The organism is Neorhizobium petrolearium (assembly GCF_017873175.1).
GTDB classification, from domain to species: Bacteria; Pseudomonadota; Alphaproteobacteria; order Rhizobiales; family Rhizobiaceae; genus Neorhizobium; species Neorhizobium petrolearium.
Genome location: NZ_JAGGJW010000016.1, coordinates 75,214 through 94,658, shown reverse-complemented (window position 1 = coordinate 94,658; position 19,445 = coordinate 75,214). Strand labels below are relative to the sequence as shown.

Sequence of the window (19,445 nt, the reverse complement as noted above, 5' to 3'; positions counted from 1 at the left end):
ACTCTTTCGACGGCCTCTGGAATCCATAAGAACATAAAGTGAACATTTATGATGGGAGCTGACGCCATGGCCGAGAACGCCACGGCGCGGGAAACGCTTTTTGCCCTGCGCGAACAGATCGCCAGAATGGAGGGAAAACCCTTGCCCGGCCTGGCTGCGGCGAAGCAGGCAGATGCTGCCGCGGATCCTGAAGCGCAAAAATCCAGGAACAATCAACCGCGCCTGCCATTCGGCATAGCGCCTCTGGACGCTGCTTTGGATGGTGGCCTGCCATTTGACGGCCTCACGGAAATTCGTTCGATGCTGATGCTGGATGCGGGCGCGGCGAGCGGGTTTGTGCTTGCGCTTGCCGCTTATCTCAAGGCTATGGAAACAAGTGAGGCACCGGTTTTATGGGTCGGTGACGTCGTTTCCAGGCAGGAGGCCGGCGCTCCTTATGCTGTTGGCCTCAGGCAATTCGGGCTGGACCCTCACGAGATTCTTTATGCGTCGCCACGCAGGCTAGATGATGCACTATGGCTTGCAGAAACCGCGGTGGCGAGCGGTGCCCTGTCCGCCACCATTCTCGAAATCCGGGGCAACCCGAGGCATTTCGGCCTTACCGAAAGCCGGCGGCTTGGCCTCCGGGCGAAAGCAGCGGGACGGCCGCTTTTCCTATTGCGGCATGCGGGCGAGGAAGAAGCGAGCAGTGCTTTTTTCCGTTTCCTTGTCAAACCAGCGCGAGCCTCCGGGCGGCGCCTTCCGGATGGATCTATGCTTGGCGGCAGCATCGGCCATCCCGTTTTCCAACTGACCCTGGAGAAGAGCCGCAATCCGGCTCCGCTCTCCTTCTTTCTGGAGTGGAATCCCCGTGGCCGTCAATTTTCGCTCGACCGTGAAACAGGAGAAACTTCCTCTTTCCGTAACCCGTCAACGCATCCTGGCGCTGGTCTTCCCGCATCTGCCGACCGACAGGATCGCTCGCCAGTTCTGGGGCCTGTCGTGGCGAACGAGAGGGCGTCCTGACCATCCGCCGATCCTCTGTGCCGGGCGGCGTGACAATGCCATGCGGCTTACTGCACTCGATGAAGTTTCCGAACGGCTCGGTTTGAAACGAGGACAGGGCCTCGCGGAAGCGCGCGCCATGTTTCCGAAGATTGACGTGATGGATGAGGATGGGGAAGCCGACCAGGTGCTGCTCGAAGCCATCGCCGACTGGTGCGACCGTTATACTCCACTCGTGGCACTTGATGGCCGCGAGGGCCTCCTTCTGGACATTACCGGTTGTGTGCATCTCTTTGGGGGTGAAGAGGCCTTGTTAAGGGATATTCTTAAGCGGCTTTTTCATATGGGGTTCGATGTCAAAGGAGCGATTTCTTCGTCCCCCGGTCTCTCCTGGGCGGCCTGTCGTTTCGGACGCGGTGGCGTAATTGATGACGAAACGATGAAAGAGGTGCTGGCCCCGTTGCCGGTCAATGCCTTGCGCATAGACGACGCCATGACCGTCTCACTGCATAAGCTCGGGCTGAAACGGGTCGGTGATCTTTTTCCCATGCCGCGTGCGCCGCTTGCCCGTCGTTTCGGCACGCAATTGCTTCTTCGGCTGGATCAAGCGCTTGGAGCGAATGAGGAAGCAATTTCCCCCCGGCGGCCTATCGCGGCTCTTTCTGCCGAGCGGCGGCTCGCCGAACCGATTCAGGCGGAGGAACATATCCTGCAACTGACCGGGCAGATCGCGACGTCTCTTCGACCGGGACTGGAATCTCGCGGAATTGGCGGGCGAGTTTTCGAACTGGTGCTTTTCCGCATCGATGGCCGGGTGTTCCGCATCGCTGCCGGGGCTTCGCAGCCGCTACGCGATCCGGAACGTATCTCGTCCCTATTTTCCGAGCGTCTGAACGCCGCCCACGACGATCTCGATGCGGGCTTCGGTTTCGAACTCCTGCGCCTCAATGTGCTGCAGCACGACACTTTTGGGACCGCGCAAGGCGATTTCATCGGCGACGGAGAAAGTGAAATCGCACTTGCGGATTTTGTCGATCGAGTTTCGGCGCGTTTGGGGGCGGATTGTCTACAGTTTGCGGAACTGCGGCAAAGCCATATGCCGGAACGGGCGAGAGTTTTTGTGCCGGCGATGACAGCGGGAAGCGCGCAGAAGAAAGGGGATGAAGATTTAGCCTTTGCGCCCAGATCTGATCGGCCATTGCGACTTTTCCACCATCCGGAGCCGATAGATGCCTTTGCCGCAACGGTACCGGATGGCCCGCCCCAGCGGTTTCGCTGGCGCCGGATCGTCCATCGGGTCGTTCGGGCCGAAGGTCCTGAACGGATTTCCCCGGAATGGTGGATAGATCCCAAGGAGGCGGAGGAACGTGATTATTTTCGCCTGGAAAGCGATGCAGGTCGACGTTTCTGGATTTTTCGCGAAGGCCATTACGACGGAAAAACAGCGCCAAGCTGGCGCGTCCATGGGATTTTCGCATGAAGAATACCCCCGTTTTTTTCGAGATCGGCGCCAAGACCAACTTCTCCTTCCTGGAGGGGGCTGCACGCCCTGAAGAAATGGTGTTGACAGCAAGCCTTCTTGGCCTTTCCGGCCTCGGCATTGCCGACCGGAATTCGGTTGCCGGTGTGGTGCGGGCGCATAACCAGATCCGGGATATGAAGGAGACGTACAAGCGTCAGCAGGAGCAGGGTAAGAGGGAGGATGAGGAAGAGGCCATTGAGCCTTGCACCGTTCACCCGGGAGCACGTCTCGTCTTTTCAGACCACACGCCGGACGTTCTGGCCTATCCGCGGAATCGGAAGGGCTGGGCCAACCTATGCCGCCTGCTGAGCCGGGGGAACCTCAGGACGGAAAAGGGTTCCTGCATCCTGGAGGAATGGGATTTTCTGGAATGGTGCGGCGAGATGATGCTTGCTGTCGTGCCGGATTTCACCCGCGCGGAAGATGCTCGGTACCTAGCGAAGCTGGGTAAGCAGCTGAGCTCTTATCGGGAGAAATTCGAAAAGAATATCTATCTCGCCTTGTCGCCGACCTATGATGGGCGTGATGCGTTCGTTTTCACCACCTTTGCGCAGATCGCTTCGCAATGTCACTTGCCGTTAATCGCAACCAACCTGCCTCTCTACAGTCTCCCCTATCGGCGCTCGCTATCGGATGTCGTGACGGCCATCCGCGAGCATGTGACGGTCCAGGAAGCCGGCTTTCGTCTTGCCCCTAATGGAGAGCGGCACATCAAGCATTCCGCTGAGATGGCGCGGCTTTTCGCCAAATATCCGGATGCGATCGCCAACACTCAGAGGTTTTCTAAGCAACTGCAATTCTCGCTGGATGAGCTCAGCCATAATTATCCGGACGAGAGCGTACCGGGCGAGACGGTATCGGAAACCCTGGAGCGGCTGACCTGGGAAGGGGCCAGACGTCGATATCCGGATAAAATTCCGGACAATGTAACGGATCAGATCAGGTACGAACTCGGTCTCATCAAGGAGATGCAATACGAGCCTTACTTCCTGACGGTGCGCCATATCGTCTGGCATGCCCGGTATGAGTTGAAAATCCTGTGCCAGGGGCGGGGATCGGCCGCCAATTCCACCGTCTGCTTTTGTCTCGGTATCACCGAGGTCGATCCGACATTCACGACCCTGCTTTTCGAACGGTTCATTTCGACGGAGCGGAATGAACCGCCGGATATCGATGTCGACTTCGAACACGGTCGGCGAGAAGAGGTCATTCAATACATCTATCACCATTATGGTTTTCGTCACGCGGGCCTCACGGCGGCAGTCACAAGCTATCGGACCCGTATGGCCGGTCGCGAAGTGGCCAAGGCTTTCGGGCTTTCGGAAGACGTCCAGGCCGCACTTTCCAGTCTGGTCTGGGGCTGGTCGGAGGACGGGCTTTCGGAACGGGATGTGAAGGCGGCTGGACTCGACGTGAAAGACCTCACGACGCAGAAAGTCCTGGCTCATGCGAAGGAGCTTCTGGGCTTTCCGCGGCATCTCACCCAGCATGTCGGCGGATTCCTCATCACGCGCGACCGGCTCGATGAGGTCGTCCCGATCATGAGGACGGCCATGCCGGGGCGCTATATGGTGGAATGGGACAAGGATGATCTCGACACATTGAAGCTCCTGAAGATCGATGTGCTCGCCCTCGGCATGCTGACCTGTCTCAAGAAGGCATTCGACCTCATGCGGGTTCATTACCAGGTTGATGAAACCCTGGCGGGGTTGCAGCAGAAGCCTGAGGATGCCGTCTATGATATGATCTGCCGGGCCGATACGGTCGGCGTTTTCCAGATCGAGAGCCGGGCGCAGATGAGCATGCTGCCGCGGCTCAGACCCCGGAAATTCTATGATCTCGTCGTGGAGGTGGCGATCGTCCGGCCAGGCCCCATTCAGGGGAACATGGTCCACCCGTATTTGAAGCGGCGAGAGGATGAGCGAAACGGCCGGCCGGTAGAATATCCGAGCGCTGAGCTTAAAGAAGTTCTGAAAAGGACCCTCGGCGTACCGCTCTTTCAGGAGCAAGCGATGCAGATCGCTATCACGGCCGCGCGCTTCCCTGCCGAAAAAGCCGACAAGCTGCGTCGCTCGATGGCAACATTCAAGCGATCGGGACGAGTGGAGGAATTCAGGCGAGACTTCATCAATGGCATGCTGGAAAACGAGTATTCAAAAGAATTCGCGGAAAGCTGCTTTAGTCAGATCCAGGGATTTGCGGAATACGGTTTTCCGGAGAGCCATGCCGCTTCCTTCGCCCTGCTTGTCTACGTGTCGTCCTGGATCAAGGCTTACTATCCGGATGTTTTCTGTGCGGCGATGCTGAATTCGCAGCCCATGGGGTTCTATGCGCCGGCGCAGCTGATCCGTGATGCGCGGGAGCACGGCATCCAGACCCTTCCTGTCGATGTGAATAAGTCCGAATGGGATTGCACTCTGGAAGATGCCGTCTTTGACAGGAATGCGATCGACAAGCGTCATGAGTCCATGCGCGATGTCATCAAGACAAGATATGCCGTGCGACTAGGTTTTCGTCAGGTCAAGGGCCTGTCCGAAGATGACATGATCAAGAAGTTCATCGCCAATCGAGGAGGCGGCTACACATCTGTTCATGATCTCTGGCTTCGGTCCGGGCTCGATAGGTCGGCCATCGAACGGCTTGCGGACGCCGATGCTTTCACCTCTCTCGGGCTTACGCGTCGTGAGGCCCTCTGGGCCGTGCGGGGACTTGACGTGAAAAATACGACCGAGAGGTTATCTTTGTTCGATGCGGCGGGCTGTGCGGATCTCAGGCCTGAACCGAAGATCAGAATTCCGACAATGCTGCCGGGCGAGGAGGTGATCGAAGACTATCGGTACCTTTCCCTGTCACTGAAGGCGCATCCGGTCTCCTTCCTTCGTGAAGAGTTCAGGACGATGGGAATCGCCCGAAGTGTCGATCTTCTGGACGTCCCGAACGGGCGAAGAGTCACGATCGGAGGGATCGTGCTGGTGCGGCAACGTCCGGGTTCTGCCAGTGGCGTGATCTTCATGACATTGGAAGACGAGACCGGTGTCGCCAATGCGATCGTCTGGCCTAAAACTTTTGAGCGTTTCCGATCGGTCGTCATGGGCGCGCGGCTCGTGAAAATCCGGGGGAAGCTGCAAAGCGAGAGCGGCGTTATTCATACGGTGGTCGAACATATAGAGGACATCACTCCCATGCTTGGCCTTCTGCAGAAGGAAGGGCGCCGGCCCGAGATATCATCGTCCCGATCAGATGAGGTATTGCATTCCAGCGGCAATCATCGCCGGAAAAGGCGATCCAACGGTATGGAGGAGAAAGCAGCTGCTGCCGCACCGCCGCTCTGTTCGACCGAACCGGGTAGCGTCATGCCCAAGGGGCGGAACTTTCACTGAGTGTGAAACGATGCTTCCGATTTCGATCCGTTACTTCTCGAAAGGTCGGCAGAAAGAAGGCCGCATCGCATTTTTGATTCACGTCATGGAATGGCAGGCTTCTTTAAGAAATAACGCAGATACCCGATTTTTTCTTGACATCGCATGTCCGCTTTCGCAAAAAGAGGATGTTATAGGTCATGTTTCGCAGGTCGACCGAGAAATGCTGGTTTGCAGTTGCAATTACATCACCGACAGGGAAATCAGGGACGTTATCATCGAGCTCCTTAACGAAGATTGTTGGCAGCTGATCGTTCCGGCTAAAGTGTACCACGCCATGGGTAAGCGCGGCCGTTGCTGCGGCTGCTTCCCGAACGTTGTCGACCTCATCATCCGTACAACCGAGGAATATCACGCCGAGCACCACTCGACGGAAGCCGAGGTCGTTGTATATATGTCCCGCTTGAAACAATTCCATGAAGAGAACAGGAGAGCGGACATTGAAAGGCGACTCAAAGGTCATCGAGCGGCTTAACGAGGCACTTTTTCTCGAACTTGGTGCGGTCAACCAATATTGGCTGCATTACCGCCTTCTCGAAGATTGGGGCTATACAAAGCTTGCGAAGAAGGAGCGGGCCGAGTCCATCGAAGAGATGCACCATGCTGATAAGCTGATCGCGCGCATCATCTTCCTTGAAGGCCATCCCAATCTCCAGACAGTGGCGCCGCTACGGATCGGCCAGAGCGTCAAGGAAGTTCTTGAAGCCGACCTTGCGGGCGAATATGACGCCCGCACGGCTTACAAAGCCTCCCGCGATATCTGTCATGGCGCCGGCGACTATGTTTCGATGAAACTCTTCGAAGAGCTTCTGGCTGATGAGGAAGGCCATATCGACTTCCTTGAAACCCAGCTCGATCTGCTGGCGAAGATCGGCGAGGAGCGTTATGGTCTGCTCAACGCGGAATCTGCCAACGAGGCCGAATAAACCGGCATCCTGGATAAAAGGCCCGGTGCGTTTTTGTGCAGCGGGACTGTTCCGACGGCTATGAACGCGTCGCGGCGCCGGTCGATGGAGTTTCCGGTCGGTTCGATATTGCAAAACGCTGGCAAGTAACCGTCTTGGCGAACGGACATCCCGCACCATCCTGAACCACGCCGAGGGCTTCCTGTGCGGCTTTAAGTGCGAGCCATGTCCGCCACCCCGAGCTTCGAGAAGAAAGCTGTGGGAGAGCTGGACGCTTTTATGGAGCAACCCATCGGTCCTGCCGCCTTCGCCGTGCATCGAAAGCAGCAAACTCAAGGTTAGATTCAGGCCGCAGCTTTGGCCAGATGCGCGAACTCCGCGACGACCTGATCATAAACGGCGCGCTTGAACGGTACGATCAGGCCGGGCAGATCGGTCATCGGCTTCCATTCCCACGCGTCGAATTCCGGTTCATGGCCGCCTGGCGGCGGGTTGATGGCAATTTCACTTTCGTCGCCGTCGAAGCGGAAGGCGAACCAGCGTTGCGTCTGGCCGCGATATTTGCCCTTCAATCCGATACCTATGAGATGCGGTGGCAAGTCATAGTTGATCCAATCGCGCGCCTCTGCGAGCAGCCTGACGGTCCGGATACCAGTTTCCTCGTAAAGCTCGCGATAAGCGGCAGGAAGCGGATCCTCGCCCCTGTCGATGCCGCCCTGCGGCATTTGCCAAAGCTGCGGCGAACCGTCGTATTCGCTGTTGCCTTCGCTGACGCGTCGTCCGGCCCAAACGAGGCCATCGCGATTCAGCACCATGATGCCGACGCAGGGTCGATAAGGCAGGTCTTCGGCGCGAACCAGGCGTTTGTCCTTCTTGCTCATGCACGACTCCGTTCCATCATGGCTCGACGCTTTGGCCTGCGAGTGCTGAAACCCCGACGATCTCGATCCCGCGTTGCGAAGTCCTCTCGCTCCACTGCCTTATCGCATCAATGCTCTCATCGAAAGCAGAAGCGACGCCAACAGCCGTGCCCCTGCGGCCGGCGATGCGCTCCAACTCATCCAACTTCTTGAGAATTGCATCCACCTGCAGCTGGCCGTCGAGGGTCAGATCGCCGAAAGCGTGCGGTAGTTCGATCGCCTTGGCGATAACCGCCGTCTTGGATTGGGCAGACGTACCGTCGTCGAGAAACAGCAGGCCGCGTTGCGAAACATCGCGCAGGATCGGCTCCAGCGCATCCGCATCGGCAAGATAACGGCCACCAAGATAGTTCATGATGCCCGTGTAGTTCGTGATCCTGCCCATGGCTTCATGCAGCCGGTTGAGATTTTCTTTTACGGAAGTCCTGGTCAGCAATGTGTCAGGACCTGGATCGTTTGCCGGATAGTCGAATGGCTCCAGTGGCACCTGTACCAGGATTTCGTGGCCGCTGCGGCGAGCCTCCTGCATCCAGCGCTGGAGGCTGTTGCCGCTCGCAGCGAAGGCAAAGGTTATCGTCGGGGGCAATTCCTTGATCGCCCTCTGCGTGCCCGTCTGGCTGAGGCCAAGCCCGCCCACGACGATCGCGATCCGGGTTCCACGTGCACCAGACCATGGCCGAGCATACTGGTCCATCGGCCGCAATCCGTCCGGGCCGGTGATCGGCAACCGGCCATAGGGCGAGTCTTCGAGCAGTGCTTCATTGGGCTGGGCGGCCATGCGCGGGTCCTGGCCAATTCTTTGGGTTTCGATGAGGACCGGGCCGCCATTGTCGCGGGATCGCGGCGTGTATTTTGTCACGACCATGCCGTCGTCCGTCAGCGTCCGCTCGATATTCGCACCGGAAGTCGGATTGGAGCGAGGCATGCCCGCAGGTTGCTGCCCAGCGGAGTTCTGATCGTTCCTTCCGAGAGGCTGAGCCTGGTCGGGTTCGGATGCCGGCGGATCATTGGACGCGACCCGTCTCAGAGCGTCGTCACCTCGCATAGCATAAATCGAAAGGCCAAGAATGCCTGCGACGGCCAGGGAGGCGAGAACGGCCGCGGGAGAAAATCTTCTAACCCGTCGCCGTGCGGCCGGCCGGCCTTGTCCCAGCGGTGCGTGGAGATCGCTGCCCAATTTCGGTCCTGTATCGTGCCTGCAGATAAGCAGAACCGGCCAGCGAGGCGTCTTGGCAACGCGCTACGCTGGCCGGTCCGGATTTTGTCACTTCTTGATGGCGGCCGCAGCCTTATCCGGATTCGCAGGGAAGGACGGATCAGTCTTCACGCCATGGAGCAGATCCAGTGCATAGTTGAGCTGGATGTCGTCCTTGGCTTCCGGCGGCACATAAGCGACGGAGCCCGAACCTTCCTCCGTCTCGGCGGCGCCCGGAATATGGCCCCGCAGGCTGGACTCACCTTCGGCGCGGACCTTGCCCTGCAGTTCCGGCGGCAGTGGCTGCTCAACCTTGATATCCGGGTTGATGCCAGTGCCCTGGATCGATTTACCCGAAGGCGTGTAATACAGAGCGGTGGTCAGACGCAGCGCGCCGGCGTCGCCGAGCGGGATGATCGTCTGGACCGAACCCTTGCCGAAGGAGCGCGTACCGAGAACGGTCGCACGCTTCAGATCCTGCAATGCGCCGGCGACGATTTCCGAAGCGGAAGCCGAGCCACCATTGACGAGTACGATCACTGGCTTTCCGTCCGTCAGATCACCCGGGCCGGCATTGAAGCGGCGGGTTTCGTCTGCATTGCGGCCGCGTGTGGAAACAACCTCGCCGCGTTCCAGAAAGGCGTCGGAAACGTTGATCGCCTGGTCGAGAAGACCGCCAGGATTAAGGCGCAGGTCGAGGACGTAGCCCTTCAGCTTGTCGGCCGGTACATCCGCCTTGATCTTCTTGATCGCCTTTTCCAGGTCGTCGTAGGTCTTTTCAGTGAAGGAAATAACGCGGACATAACCGACGTCACCGTTTTCAACGCGGGATTTTACGGCGCGGACCGCGATGATATCGCGCACGACGGTGATATCGAGCGGCTTGTCGGCGCCTTGACGAATGATCGTCAGCTTGATCGGCGTGTTGACCGCACCGCGCATCTTTTCGACGGCATCTTCAAGCTTCAGGCCGCGTACCGGCTGGCCGTCGATCTCCGAAATGAAGTCACCGGCCAGGATGCCGGCGCGCGAGGCGGGCGTATCGTCGATGGGCGCGATGACCTTGACGAGTTCGTTCTCCATCGTCACCTCGATGCCGAGGCCGCCGAACTCGCCGCGCGTCTGTGTGCGCATATCTTCAGCATCTCTGGCATTCATGAAGCTCGAATGGGGGTCCAGCGAGGTCAACATGCCGTTGATAGCATTTTCTACTAGCTTTTCCTCGTCCGGCGGCGTCACGTACTGAGCACGGACCCGCTCGAACACATCGCCGAAGATCGACAATTCCTTGTAGGTCGAAGGACCGGCCGCCTGCGCAGGCACACCGGCCGAGTAAATCACGCTCATCGCTGTCGCACCCATGAGCGCCCCGACGATGACAAGAGAAGCCCTACGAATCATTTCGTGCCCTTCCAGTTTCCTTTGCGGTCCACCACGGCCTGGAATCGACCGGAGTGCCGTCCTTTCGGAATTCAATGTAAAGCGTTGGACGATCTGTTTCCAGCGCCAATGCCATTGCGCTTGCCACTCTTTTCTCACCCATAACGGCGATGGGTTCGCCTGCGAAGACGAACTTGCCCTGCCGCGCATTCACTTCATCCATGCCGGTCAGGACCAGATGGTATCCGTCTCCGGCATTGAGGATGATCGTCTGTCCATAGCTTCGGAACGCACCGGCAAAAACGACGAGACCATCCGTAGGCGCCGTAACCACTGCTCCGGGATTCGAAGCTATAGTCATGCCCCTTGCCGTATGTCCTGTCCCGTCGGGGTCACCGAACCAACGCAATACATCTCCAGCGACCGGAAGCTCCAGCTTCTGCTTGAGGCTCGAAAACGCATATGCGGGCGCAATACGGTTTTTGTCAGGCACGCCGCTTTCGGCGAGCTTTTTGGCCCTTTCGCGCTCGGCTTCCGAAAGGAGGCGGCGCCGCTCCTCTTCGAGGCGTGCCCTGTCGATTGCCTCGCGGACGGAAGCGATCTCGCCTTCAAGCGATTGGATGAGGTTTTCAAGCGTATCGGCGTGCCCGGCAAGCTCTTCCGAGCGGCGGCGTTCGGCATCCAGGTCGGCGATGTTACGCCTGTTCAACTTTTCGTTTTCAGCGAGGAGAAGGTTCATACGCCGCTCTTCTTCGAGGCTTTCGGCGATGGTGTTGGAGACGTTCGTCTTCTCGGTGAGGGCGGCTGCCTGCAAAGAGACAAGAGACTGGAGATCGGCGACCAGCTCGTTGGCCTCGTCCCGCATGCCAGGTACGACAGCGCCAAGCAGTATGGCGCTGCGCACGGATGCCAATGCATCGTCGGGCGTGACCAGAAGCGCCGGCGGAGGATTGCGTCCCATTCGCTGAAGCGCTGCGAGTACCTCTGCGAGAACAGCGCGGCGGCTGCGCAGCGAGGCGTGAATGCCGTCCTCCTCGACTTTGAGCTCGGCGATTTTCTTTTCGCTGTCCAGGATTTTCGTTTCGAGACTCTTGCGACGTGCAGCGGAGTCGATCAGGGCTTGACGGACATCGGCGTTGTCTTTCTTGATATCCGCAATGTTCTTTTCGATCGCGGCCACTTTATCGGCCGAAAGCTTCATATTCTTGGCCAGAACTTCGAGCTCGCCGCGCGTCTCGTTGCGCCGGCGCTGCAGGTCGGCTGTAGGATCGACCATGGCGGCTGCAGGTGATCCGGCCTGCGGCGGTGCCGGCATATCGGCATCCTGAGCGCGTGCCAGGCTGGAGGGTTCAAGAGGCGGAATCAGGGCAAAACCGAAACCCGCCGCCAGAAGCAGCGCATGTCGGTACGATGTCATCCCTGTTACTCTCATTCCCGCTCCGATTCTCTGCCGGATCGAGGAAGCGTAAGCTGATTTGCCCGACGAGGCCATAAACAACATCGTGTTTGAATCTAAATGAAGTGTTTACACGCGGTGATAGGGATGGCCGGAAAGAATGGTGACGGCACGATAAAGCTGCTCGGCAATAAGGATGCGCACGAGCTGATGCGGCCAGGTCATGGAGCCGAGATTGAGCACCACATCGGCGCGTGAGCGCAATTCCCGGTCAAGCCCGTCAGCGCCGCCGATTGCCAGCATCAGGTCGCGCTTGCCGTTGTCGCGATAGCGGCCGATGAGGCCGGCGAACGCCTCGCTGTCGAGCGCCTTGCCGCGTTCATCGAGAAGGACGAGGACCGCGCCTTCCGGGAGTGCTTTTTCAAGAGCGACGGCCTCTTCACGCTTGCGCGTTTCGGGATTGGCCGCGCGACTCTCCTGGACTTCTATGAGTTTGGACAATTCCAAACCCACCGCCGGGCCAGCTTTGGCAAAGCGATCAAGGTATCGGGACGCAAGATCCTTTTCAGGCCCGGCTTTCAGCCGTCCCACCGCAAAAAGGCTTATCCGCATGTCCTGATCCATTTTTTAGCGGTCGAAATCCCATCCTGACGGCGAGCGTATGCTCGGCCCTCGAATTCGACGTCAGCCAGACCGGTTCAGGATGCGCCCAAATCTGTCAGTGCAGCAGTGTACCTTCCTCGATATCCGGAGCGGCCCACATCTTCTCGATGTTGTAGAACTCGCGGATTTCAGGGCGGAACACATGGATGATGATGTCACCAGTGTCAATCAGCACCCAGTCGCCAGCTTCCAGGCCTTCGACGCGAGGTGCACCCAGGCCCTCGTCCTTAAGGTCGGAAATCAGGTGATCGCAGATGGCCATGACATGCCGGCTCGATCGTCCGGAGACAACGACCATATAGTCTCCGAGCGCTGATTTTCCGGCGATGTTGATGGTGACAATATCTTCTGCTTTGGAGTCCTCGAGACTTGCGAGGACCAGTTCGAGAGCGCGGGCGGCGGCATCGGCGCCACGTTCCAGGCTCTGCGGGAGGACGGGAGCCGTCTTTCCCTTGGCGTGTACTGTTGTCAGGGTCTGTCCTTTCTTCCGGTAACAGCAACATGCACTTTCCGCGAATCCGATTTAAGACTCGGTCGCTTTGAGAAAGGTGGCATCGAATGATTAATCTTTCAAGAGAGAGGCCGAAAAGGTGATCGCGTCGGGTAAAATCTTCATGATTGCGTCATTCGAAGGCTGGCTGGCCTGTCCCTAGCCGGATTTCTGTCCGTCGACAGCGCGGATTGCAGTGGAGCTCAATGCCGAGCGAGGTCCGTGGATGAAAGTCCAGGCAGGGGCTTTGCGCTTCCACAGCGTACCGGCATCATCCTCATCGACGCGGGCATAGTCGAAGGTACGGGCCATTTTCGACGACAGGAAGGAAAGCGTCGAACCGGGGCGATCGATGACGGCGATCGGGAAGGTGAAAGCGATCTCCTGCCATTTCTGCCAGAGATGGAAGGTCTTCAGGCTATCGGCGCCCATGACCCAGACGAAATGCACATGAGGCTTCCTGGCTTTTACGGAGGCCAGCGTGTCGGCCGTATATGAACCGCCGAGCGTCTTTTCGAAAGCAGTGATCTTGATGCGCGGATCATGGATCAGCTTCTCGCTCATGGCGAGGCGGTCCGTCAGCGATGCAAGTTCGGAACGGCTCTTCAGCGGATTGCCGGGCGTAACCATCCACCACAGCTGATCGAGCCCGAGACGGCGGAGCGCGATCTCGGCGACCAGCAGATGTCCCTCATGCGGCGGGTTGAAGGAACCACCGAACAGACCGACGGACATGCCGCGCTCCACATGCGGCATGTCGAGATAGCGTGGATCGATCGTTTCCTGCCTCACGTGGAATCAGGGCCGGATCTGGCCGGTGCCGCGCACCAGATATTTGAAGGACGTCAGCTGCTCCACGCCGACCGGTCCACGGGCATGCATCTTGCCGGTCGAGATGCCGATCTCGCCGCCCATGCCGAACTCGCCGCCATCTGCGAACTGGGTCGAGGCATTGTGCAGCAGGATCGCGGAATCGATTTCGTTGAAGAAGCGGGCCACGACTTCCAGATCTTCGGCGATCACCGCCTCTGTATGGTTGGAGGAATAGGTGTTGATGTGGCGGATCGCCCCGGAAATGCCGTCGACGATTGCGACCGAGATCACCGCGTCGAGATATTCGGTGCGCCAGTCTTCCTCGGTCGCCGGCTTGAAACCGGGAAAGACCTTCAGCACCGCGGCAGAGGCGTGGATTTCGCAGCCGGCTTCCGTCAGCGCTTCGAGTATCGGCATCAGGTGCGTGCCGATCGCGGCGCTGTCGATGAGCAGCGTTTCGGCCGCGCCGCAGACGCCGGTACGGCGCATCTTGGCGTTGACGACGATCTTCTTCGCCATTTCGAGATCGGCGGAAGCATCGACATAGATATGGCAGAGGCCTTCGAGATGGGCAAAGACCGGTACACGTGCTTCGTTCTGTACGCGGGCGACGAGGCTTTTGCCGCCGCGCGGGACGATGACGTCGATGGCACCGTTGAGGCCCGACAGCATGGCACCAACCGCCGCGCGATCGGTCGTCGGGACGATCTGGATCGCGTGTTCGGGAAGTTCGGCAGCTTTGAGGCCGGCCACGAGGCAATCATGGATCGCCTTCGATGAATGGGCGGAATCGGAGCCGCCGCGCAGGATTACCGCATTGCCGGCCTTGAGGCAAAGCGCACCTGCATCGGCCGTGACGTTAGGGCGGCTCTCGTAGATCACGCCGATGACACCAAGTGGTGTGCGCACCCGCTCGATATGGAGACCGTTCGGCCGATCCCAGGCGGCGATCACTTCGCCGACCGGGTCCTTGAACTCGGCAATCTCTCGCAAGGCGCTGGCCATGCCAGCAATGCCTTTTTCAGTCAGCGTCAGCCGGTCGATGAAGGAAGGAAGCAATCCCTTGCCTTCGACTTGTCTCAGGTCGATGGCATTGGCGGCGAGGATTTTGTCCCTTGCGGCAAGGATGGCATCCGCCATGGTATTCAGCGCCTTGTTTTTGGCTTCGGTCGAGGCCGTGGCAAGCTCTCTGGCCGCCGCTTTGGCATTGCGGCCGATCTCGTCCATGATGGCGGCGACGTCGGCCGCGTTTGCAACTTTATCAAGCATGGGCGGTATCCTCCTTGCGATCCTCTTTCTTCGCCTTGCGCCGTATCGGTCCGGTCATCACCAGGTCGTCACGGTGAACCATGGCGGCACGGCCTGTATAACCGAGGATCGCCTCTATCTCGCCGGACTTGCGGCCGGTGATCTGGCGAGCCTCGTCGGCATCATAGCCTACCAGCCCACGGGCAATCTCGCGCCCGTCGACACCGATGATCGCAACCGTATCACCGCGATGGAAATGCCCGCCGATGCGGCGCACGCCTGCAGGCAGCAGGCTTTTTCCCCCGCTAAGCGCATTTTCCGCGCCTTCATCGATGAAAAGTTCGCCTGCCGGCTGAAGCTGGCCCGCGATCCAGGTCTTTCGTGCCGTCACGGGCGTGCCGGAAGGCGCGAACCAGGAGGAACGCGTGCCCTCTTCGATGGCGCGCAGTGGATGGTCGGCCTTGCCGGAGGCGATGATCATGGCGCAGCCTGCGCCGGTTGCGATCTTGCCCGCATCGATCTTGGTGCGCATGCCGCCACGCGAAAGCTCCGAAGCTGCGCCGCCGGCCATGGCCTCGATCTCCGGTGTGATTGCCGGGATGGCCTCCAGGAACTTTGCATCCGGATCGAGGTGCGGTGGAGCCGTATAAAGCCCATCGATATCGGACAACAGAACGAGGAGGTCCGCGCTGGTCATGGTCGCGACACGGGCGGCGAGCCGATCGTTGTCGCCATAACGGATCTCAGTCGTGGCGACCGTGTCGTTCTCGTTGATGATCGGCACGGCGCCGATCTTCAGCAGCTGGTTGATTGTCGCGCGGGCATTGAGATATCGGCGGCGCTCCTCAGTATCTCCGAGCGTCAGCAGGATTTGCCCAGCCACGATCCCGTCGCGGGACAAGCTCTCCGACCAGGCGCGTGCGAGCGCGATCTGGCCGACCGCTGCTGCTGCCTGGCTTTCCTCCAACTTCAAGGCACCGGAGGGTAGGTCGAGCACGGTGCGACCCAGGGCGATCGCACCGGAGGAGACCACCAAAACGTCAATGCCTTTCATCTTCAGCGCGGCTATGTCGGCGCAGATCGCATCGAGCCATTGCGACTTCAGGCCCGCCTTTCGGTCGACGAGCAGGGCAGAGCCGATCTTGATGACGATACGGCGGTGGCTGGCGAGCGGTTTTCGGGGGGTCATTCGTCGCTCCCCTCGCCGAAATCCTCGATCGGCAAAGAACGGTCGGGCAATGCCGTCTCTTCGCCCTCGCTCGCTTCGATGATGACGTCACGAAGGGCACGCAGGACCTCGGTCATGCCCCTGCCGGTAACAGCCGAGATTAGAAACGGCGCTTGGCCGCACGCCTTCTCCAGTTCCTTCGCCTTTTTCTTGAGTTCCTTCTCGTCGAGCACGTCGATCTGCGATAGCGCGACGATTTCCCTTTTGTCGGTCAGTCCTCCGCCATAGGCCTCGAGTTCCGTTTTTACGGTCTTGTAAGACTTGCCGACCTTTTCCTCGACTGCCGAGACGAGGTGCAGCAGCACGCGGGTGCGTTCCACATGGCCAAGGAACCGGTCGCCGATACCCACGCCTTCGTGGGCTCCCTCGATCAATCCGGGGATGTCAGCCAGCACGAATTCACGTCCGTCGATCGAGGCGACGCCGAGGTTCGGATGCAGCGTGGTGAAGGGATAGTTGGCGATCTTCGGCCGTGCCCGCGTCACGGCTGCCAGGAACGTGGACTTGCCCGCATTCGGCAGACCCACGAGGCCGGCATCGGCAATCAGCTTCAGCCGCAGCCAGATGGTTTTTTCCTCACCTTCAAGGCCGGGATTGGCCCAGTTCGGCGCCTGATTTGTCGAGGTTTTGAAATGGGCGTTTCCAAAGCCGCCATTGCCGCCCTTGGCGAGCCGAAACTTCTGGCCTTCCTTCGTGAGATCGACGATCAGCGTCTCGTTGTCCTCCTCGAAGATCTGTGTGCCAACCGGTACTTTCAGTGTCACGTCGCTGCCATTAGCACCGGTGCGGTTCTTGCCCATGCCGTGCGTGCCGATCTTGGCCTTGAAGTGCTGCTGGAACCGGAAGTCGATCAGCGTGTTGAGACCGTTGACCGCTTCCACCCAGACATCGCCGCCACGCCCGCCGTCACCGCCATCCGGTCCGCCGAACTCGATGTATTTTTCTCGACGGAACGAGACCGCGCCCGCGCCGCCGTCACCGGAGCGTATGTAGACTTTTGCCTCGTCGAGAAATTTCATGTTTTCGCCGTCAGTTTTGCGTTGATCGGGGGCCTCATCTGACAAGGCATCCGGTGGGTTTCGATATCGCCGGTTGGAACAGAGGTCAAAGATTATCATGAATCCCCCGGCAACCAGCCCGGGGGAATCTCTCCCGCCGGACCTATCATCATATAGGTTACGGCCGCCGAAGCCGCCGGAAGTCCTCAGGCAGCATCGCGGTTTCGATATGCGGCACCATGCGGTTGCGCGACATGCTGAAGATCTGGTCCGCGTCGGTAATGCGGAAACCGAGCTTCCGCTGAACATTCAGCGACGCGAGATTGTCCGCAAAGGCCCCGGAGCGGATCGCCGTATTGGGCATCCGTCGGAAAAAACGCTCCAAGGCTGCGCCGGCCGCCTCCGTCACGTAACCGCGATCCCAGTAGAAGCGGTTGAGCCAGTAGCCGAGATGCCACTCACCACGACGGAGTTCGATCGCGACGACGCCGATATGAGTATCGTCGCCGGTCGTGATCGCCAGCGCCCAGTCCGGCAGTATGCCGGAGGTCTGCGGGGCGATCCAGTCCAGCGCATCCTGCCGATCATAGGGTTGCGGCACTTTCGACAACATGCGGCTCACCTTGAAATCGCCGAGCGATTCGGCGATCGCCGGCGCATCGGAGAGTTTGTGAGGCCTGAGGACCAGTCGTTCGGTGATGATGACGGGGCAGGGGCCTGGCATCGTGACGACAGAATCGCTCTTCTGGAGAACGGCAGCGTTCATCTCAGTTCTCCCCAGCTTCTCAAGGACATCCAGGTCTTGCGGTCGAGCCGGAACCATTCGACTGCGACCATGCCGCCGAGCGCCATGCAATCGATCATGCCGGTGCCCTGGAACTGGAAGCCGCATTTCTGGATCACCCGCTTCGACGGGATGTTGGTCACCCGGCAACGCGCATCAATGTAATCGATGTGGTTGCGCGTGCGGAAGGCCATGTCGATCAGCACATGCGCGGCTTCGGTGGCGTAACCCCTGTTCCAATGGGGTTCGCCCAGCCAGTAGCCGATCTCCAACGTTCGCTCGTCCTGGTGGGGCTCCAGCGCGCAACAACCGAGGAAGGCGCCGTTGTCGCCTCGCGTGATGGCGTAGACGCACTTGCCAATCTCGCCGGCTTTCGCACGTCGTACGAAATCGGCTGCGTCTTTTGCCGTGTAGGGATGCGGCATACGCGACACCATGGTCGCGATATTCGCATTGTTGGCGAGATGGGCAAGGGCGTCGATGTCTTCTTCATGGGGCGCGCGGAGAACCAGTCTCTGCGACAGTAAGACGGGGCAATCGCTCCTCGACCGTTCGGGTCTTAGCGGTTCCTTGGGCCGTTCCTCTGGCGGCCGGGATTGGCGCGCCCTCAGTAATTCGCCTTGCATGGTTCAGTCTCCTCTCTGAGGTTAAAGAAAAAGGGAAGGTGGGTGGCGCCCCATCTTCCCTTTTCTTCTGACTGAACTTTGCGCTTCAGCCGGGTCGATGAGACGCCGGCTGTTTTAGAGCGCTACCGGCTTATTCCGCTGCTTCCGCTTTCGGCATGACGGACACGTATACTCGGCCGTTCGCCTTCGTGCGGAAGGACACGTTACCGGCGGCGAGTGCGAAGATCGTGTGGTCCTTGCCGAGGCCAACGTTCTGGCCCGGATGCCACTGCGTGCCGCGCTGACGCACGATAATGTTGCCCGGAATGACGGCTTCGCCGCCGAACTTCTTCACGCCAAGGCGCTTGGACTCGGAATCGCGACCGTTACGCGACGAACCGCCAGCTTTCTTATGTGCCATTGGTGTTCTCCTTTACCTTCGAAACCCTGATTAGCCGAGAATGTCCGTGATGCGGACAACCGTGTGATGCTGGCGATGGCCGCGAATCCGCTTGGAATTCTGCCTGCGGCGCTTCTTGAAGGAAAGAACCTTCTTGCCACGGTTATGCTCAACCACTTCTGCCTTGACCGTCGCACCCTTGACGAATGGGGCGCCGATCTTGGCATCGGCGCCTTCGCCGACGACCAGGACTTCGTTGAACTCGATTACTGCACCAGCTTCGGCTTCCAGCTTTTCGATGGTCAGCATGTCGTTGGCTGCCACGCGATACTGCTTACCGCCGGTCTTGATGACTGCGAACATTTTTTATCCTTTCATGTTCGGTCCGGCTCTGTCCGAAGGGACGGCCGTCTTTTTGTCAGTCGGTCTATGGCAGGGTTTCGAAAGAGAAAATCTTTTGAACTTGCCTGCCGGTGAAATCCGCATGGCAGCAAC

General features: G+C 59.2%; 19 protein-coding genes. 5 read left to right on the top strand and 14 right to left on the bottom strand.

All coding sequences use genetic code 11. The features are described from left to right. Positions 1 to 66 precede the first annotated feature (66 nt). From J2046_RS26640 to bfr, 5 genes are all read left to right on the top strand, one after another. Complete coding sequence (locus J2046_RS26640) at positions 67 to 1,005, top strand: ImuA family protein (RefSeq protein WP_210056985.1); 939 nt, start codon at positions 67 to 69, stop codon at positions 1,003 to 1,005. A gap of 40 nt (positions 1,006 to 1,045) precedes the next feature. Further along, positions 1,046 to 2,464 (top strand): Y-family DNA polymerase, encoded by a 1,419-nt coding sequence (locus J2046_RS26635; protein ID WP_210057133.1) that lies wholly within the window; start codon positions 1,046 to 1,048, stop codon positions 2,462 to 2,464. Further along, complete coding sequence (locus J2046_RS26630; protein ID WP_210056983.1) at positions 2,461 to 5,886, top strand: error-prone DNA polymerase; 3,426 nt, start codon at positions 2,461 to 2,463, stop codon at positions 5,884 to 5,886. Before J2046_RS26635 ends, J2046_RS26630 begins: the two co-directional genes overlap by 4 nt. 85 nt (positions 5,887 to 5,971) lie before the next feature. Further along, complete coding sequence (locus J2046_RS33960; RefSeq protein ID WP_411828559.1) at positions 5,972 to 6,400, top strand: (2Fe-2S)-binding protein; 429 nt, start codon at positions 5,972 to 5,974, stop codon at positions 6,398 to 6,400. Beyond that, positions 6,366 to 6,851 (top strand): bacterioferritin, encoded by a 486-nt coding sequence (gene bfr / locus J2046_RS26620; RefSeq protein ID WP_210056981.1) that lies wholly within the window; start codon positions 6,366 to 6,368, stop codon positions 6,849 to 6,851. The genes J2046_RS33960 and bfr overlap by 35 nt, the downstream gene beginning before the upstream one ends. A gap of 323 nt (positions 6,852 to 7,174) precedes the next feature. Here the strand turns inward: bfr and J2046_RS26615 are convergent, their stop codons facing one another. From J2046_RS26615 to rplU, 14 genes are all read right to left on the bottom strand, one after another. Next, positions 7,175 to 7,711, bottom strand: a complete 537-nt coding sequence (locus J2046_RS26615; protein WP_210056979.1) for an RNA pyrophosphohydrolase — start codon at positions 7,709 to 7,711, stop codon at positions 7,175 to 7,177. Between the two features lie 16 nt (positions 7,712 to 7,727). Next, positions 7,728 to 8,927, bottom strand: a complete 1,200-nt coding sequence (locus J2046_RS26610) for a divergent polysaccharide deacetylase family protein (protein WP_411828558.1) — start codon at positions 8,925 to 8,927, stop codon at positions 7,728 to 7,730. Between the two features lie 87 nt (positions 8,928 to 9,014). Then, positions 9,015 to 10,346, bottom strand: a complete 1,332-nt coding sequence (locus J2046_RS26605; RefSeq protein ID WP_037154114.1) for a S41 family peptidase — start codon at positions 10,344 to 10,346, stop codon at positions 9,015 to 9,017. Continuing rightward, on the bottom strand, positions 10,336 to 11,742 hold the full coding sequence (locus J2046_RS26600; RefSeq protein WP_233470309.1) for a murein hydrolase activator EnvC family protein: 1,407 nt from the start codon (positions 11,740 to 11,742) through the stop codon (positions 10,336 to 10,338). Before J2046_RS26600 ends, J2046_RS26605 begins: the two co-directional genes overlap by 11 nt. A 108-nt stretch (positions 11,743 to 11,850) precedes the next feature. After that, the gene (rlmH, locus tag J2046_RS26595; RefSeq protein WP_210056973.1) at positions 11,851 to 12,333 is read right to left on the bottom strand and encodes a 23S rRNA (pseudouridine(1915)-N(3))-methyltransferase RlmH; all 483 of its coding nucleotides are present in this window, start codon (positions 12,331 to 12,333) and stop codon (positions 11,851 to 11,853) included. 106 nt (positions 12,334 to 12,439) lie between these two features. Further along, complete coding sequence (gene rsfS / locus J2046_RS26590) at positions 12,440 to 12,907, bottom strand: ribosome silencing factor (protein WP_052182987.1); 468 nt, start codon at positions 12,905 to 12,907, stop codon at positions 12,440 to 12,442. 126 nt (positions 12,908 to 13,033) lie between these two features. After that, positions 13,034 to 13,630: a nicotinate-nucleotide adenylyltransferase gene (locus J2046_RS26585; protein ID WP_233470322.1), complete on the bottom strand. Its 597-nt coding sequence runs from the start codon at positions 13,628 to 13,630 to the stop codon at positions 13,034 to 13,036. A gap of 42 nt (positions 13,631 to 13,672) precedes the next feature. Further along, positions 13,673 to 14,956 (bottom strand): glutamate-5-semialdehyde dehydrogenase, encoded by a 1,284-nt coding sequence (locus J2046_RS26580; RefSeq protein ID WP_210056969.1) that lies wholly within the window; start codon positions 14,954 to 14,956, stop codon positions 13,673 to 13,675. Further along, entirely contained in the window at positions 14,949 to 16,124 is a 1,176-nt protein-coding gene (gene proB / locus J2046_RS26575; protein WP_210056967.1) for a glutamate 5-kinase, read from the bottom strand. Before proB ends, J2046_RS26580 begins: the two co-directional genes overlap by 8 nt. Further along, positions 16,121 to 17,182, bottom strand: coding sequence for a GTPase ObgE (gene obgE / locus J2046_RS26570; RefSeq protein WP_210056965.1), 1,062 nt, complete (start codon positions 17,180 to 17,182; stop codon positions 16,121 to 16,123). The genes proB and obgE overlap by 4 nt, the downstream gene beginning before the upstream one ends. Before the next feature lie 157 nt (positions 17,183 to 17,339). Further along, positions 17,340 to 17,927, bottom strand: a complete 588-nt coding sequence (locus tag J2046_RS26565; RefSeq protein ID WP_210056963.1) for a GNAT family N-acetyltransferase — start codon at positions 17,925 to 17,927, stop codon at positions 17,340 to 17,342. Then, entirely contained in the window at positions 17,924 to 18,571 is a 648-nt protein-coding gene (locus tag J2046_RS26560) for a GNAT family N-acetyltransferase (RefSeq protein WP_210056961.1), read from the bottom strand. Before J2046_RS26560 ends, J2046_RS26565 begins: the two co-directional genes overlap by 4 nt. Before the next feature lie 130 nt (positions 18,572 to 18,701). Continuing rightward, a complete protein-coding gene (gene rpmA, locus J2046_RS26555) occupies positions 18,702 to 18,971 on the bottom strand; it encodes a 50S ribosomal protein L27 (RefSeq protein WP_037154138.1) in 270 nt (89 codons plus the stop codon). Positions 18,972 to 19,001: 30 nt separating this feature from the next. Further along, positions 19,002 to 19,313, bottom strand: a complete 312-nt coding sequence (gene rplU, locus J2046_RS26550; protein WP_210056959.1) for a 50S ribosomal protein L21 — start codon at positions 19,311 to 19,313, stop codon at positions 19,002 to 19,004. Between the last annotated feature and the right edge of the window lie 132 nt (positions 19,314 to 19,445).